The 2,606-nt window shown below is 24.7% G+C and carries 3 protein-coding genes; 2 read left to right on the top strand and 1 reads right to left on the bottom strand.

Translation table 11 applies throughout. The annotated features are described in order from the left end of the window. The first annotated feature begins 265 nt into the window (after window positions 1-265). Window positions 266-1,192, top strand: coding sequence for an integrase domain-containing protein (locus ACRDDY_RS04970; RefSeq protein ID WP_438563868.1), 927 nt, complete (start codon window positions 266-268; stop codon window positions 1,190-1,192). 73 nt (window positions 1,193-1,265) lie between these two features. Then, window positions 1,266-1,505 carry a hypothetical protein gene (locus ACRDDY_RS04965; protein ID WP_438563867.1) on the top strand — a complete coding sequence of 80 codons (240 nt, stop codon included), beginning with the start codon at window positions 1,266-1,268 and terminating at the stop codon, window positions 1,503-1,505. A 351-nt stretch (window positions 1,506-1,856) separates the two neighbouring features. Here the strand turns inward: ACRDDY_RS04965 and ACRDDY_RS04960 are convergent, their stop codons facing one another. Next, window positions 1,857-2,309, bottom strand: coding sequence for a helix-turn-helix transcriptional regulator (locus tag ACRDDY_RS04960; RefSeq protein ID WP_438563866.1), 453 nt, complete (start codon window positions 2,307-2,309; stop codon window positions 1,857-1,859). Window positions 2,310-2,606 lie beyond the last annotated feature (297 nt).

Raw genomic sequence — 2,606 nt, 5'->3', positions numbered from 1 at the left:
AAACTATAAAATCTATCTAAAGCCTTATTATAATTAAAATATGAGTAATCTTTTTTGAAAGTGTTTCCCTAAAAAAATTAGGTTTATAAGGAAAAAAATATGACTATTACCTGTCATATTCAAAAAAAATAAATTGGTTGTGCGAGCTTTAACAAATTGAATATTTAAAAAAATTTAAGCGATAAAATCTTTTATCGTTATTAGTCATATATAAAAATAATTGTTAACGATTACAGAAAGTACTATAAAATTGGAGGTAAAAATAATGGCAAGAAATAGAGTGAAGTTAGGTTCATTAACTTATCAAATTCAAAAAGTTTTTGATGAAAAATTAGGAATAGGAGAATCAAAACATTTAGCTAAAATAAATGGAACAGCTAATCAAAAAATTTATAGTTGGGATACTTATAAAACATATATGCAACAAGCAAATAGTTTTGCAAAGTATTGTAAGGATCACTATGAATGTAAAACATTAGATGAATGCAAAAAATACATAAATAACTATATGGAGGATTGTATAAAAAAAGGACATACAGCGTCTACACAAAAAGTAAAAATGGCAACATTCGCTAAACTATACAATTGTTCCAGTAGAGAATTTGGAATAAAAACTAATGTAAGACATAGAGCAGAAATAATAAGAAGTCGTGGTGTTAAAATACGTGATAAGCATTTTAGTTATATAAATAATATTGAGTTAATTAAATTTTGTAGAGCAACAGGCTTGAGAAGGGCAGAATTAGCTCAATTAAGAGGTACAGACTTAATTTTAGATAAAACGGACAATAAGTATAAAATACACGTTACAAGAGGTAGTAAAGGAGGAAGAGAGCGTATTGTACCAATAATCGGTTCATCGGAACAAATAAAAGAGGTTATTGATTTAATGAATATTAAAAATGAAACTAAAATTTTTGATAAAATTCCTAATGGAGCAGATATACATTCATACAGAGCGGATTATGCAACTGAATATTATAAGCAAATAGCAAGAGATATAAAAGATATTCCGTTTGATAAAATAAATAAGGGAACCAATAGAGCATTTCAGAGTGAAGTTTATATTTGTAGAAGTGATTTAAAAGGTGTTAAATATGATAAAGTTGCAATGCTGGAAGTAAGTAAAGCACTAGGTCATAATAGAATATCGATAATTGCAGAACATTATTTAAAAAGTACAGAAATATAATTGTAAGACATAAAAGGATTTGTGTAAGACACAGAGAATATAAAGGTTAAGAGAGTTTTTAGGAGAGTCTTAAATGGGTGTAGAAAATAAAAAAAATGCAAGTCTTACAATCAGAATAGAATGTAAGACAAAAGAAAAATTAAAAGAATTAGCTAAAAATAAAGGTCTTACAGTTTCAGAAATAGTAAATAGTTTACTAATAGAGCAATTGGAAAGAGAATCTTATAAAAATAAAACTAAAGAGCAGTTAGAAAAAAGAAGTGTATCAATGGAAAGTAAAATAAAAAAGCTAAAAGAAAAATTAAAGTGGTAGAACTTATGTGTATTACACTAATACTTAGGAATAAACTGAATTCATAAATATTAATGAATACAATTGATAAATAAAATTAAATTAGCTATAATAAAATAAAGTAAAAGAAAAAAAAGAAGAGATTGCAGCAAACAACCTCTTCATCAATTTTTTATTCTTTTTTGTGGCATAAGCCATAATTTTAATTTAATTTTTTATTTTTTAATTTAAACTTTAGATTCTTTCTAAAGTTTTTTTTATTTTCATCAGTTTTTTTATTTTCATTTATCCTTAGTTTAGTTAGTAAACTATATTTTTCCTTTAGCTTTTTTATTTTAATCTTCTGTGATTACATTATTTTTTTCGTCATTTTTATTTTTCTTTAATTTCTACCTTTGGTGTTTTAGTCTTTTTAACTTTTTTCAGTTGATTTAAAAATTCACTATTTTCTGAACCAGATAGAATAACAGTGGCTGGAAATTTACAGTATTTTTTATTATTTCCCCAACTTGACCAAGCTAAATCGTCATTTACAACATAAACATTATTTGTACCTGATTTTAAAATTGCTATAAAACCGTTCTCTTCTAAAAATTTAATAAGTCTATAAATTGTAGTTCGGGACATTCCTAGAGCTTCCTGAAAGACAACAGAAGAGCATTGTAGAGCATTTAAACCGTCCATATTATCCAAGATAAATAATAACAAGCCATGTGCTTTAGGATTTTTCATTGCAAGTGCAATTAATTTATTGGAATGTTCTTTATTAATTTGATAAAAATTTTTAAACTTAGATTTGTGAGGATCATTATTTTCTTTAGACATTTTTTTAAACTCCTTTCATATTAAAATTGAAACATATACGTTTCAATTATGAAACAAAGTGTTTCAATAAAAACATTTTATTACAATAATAATAAAAAATCAACATATATAAATTTAATTTTTTATATTTCGAAAAAATATTACAAAATCGATAAAAAAAGTAATAAAAAAATAATAAATAATATTGACAAAAAAAAAAAACAAGTTCTTTGACAAACCTTATGTTTCACGTAGGGTGAAACATATATGTTTCACCCTACGTGAAACATAAGGTTTGTCAAGCTTTTTTTTTAACGC

The sequence above is a fragment of the Clostridium sp. genome (genome assembly GCF_051656525.1).
Lineage (GTDB): Bacteria > Bacillota > Clostridia > Clostridiales > Clostridiaceae > Clostridium.
Note: the sequence above shows the minus strand (reverse complement) of the source record. Positions and strands in the feature narration are given on the sequence as shown.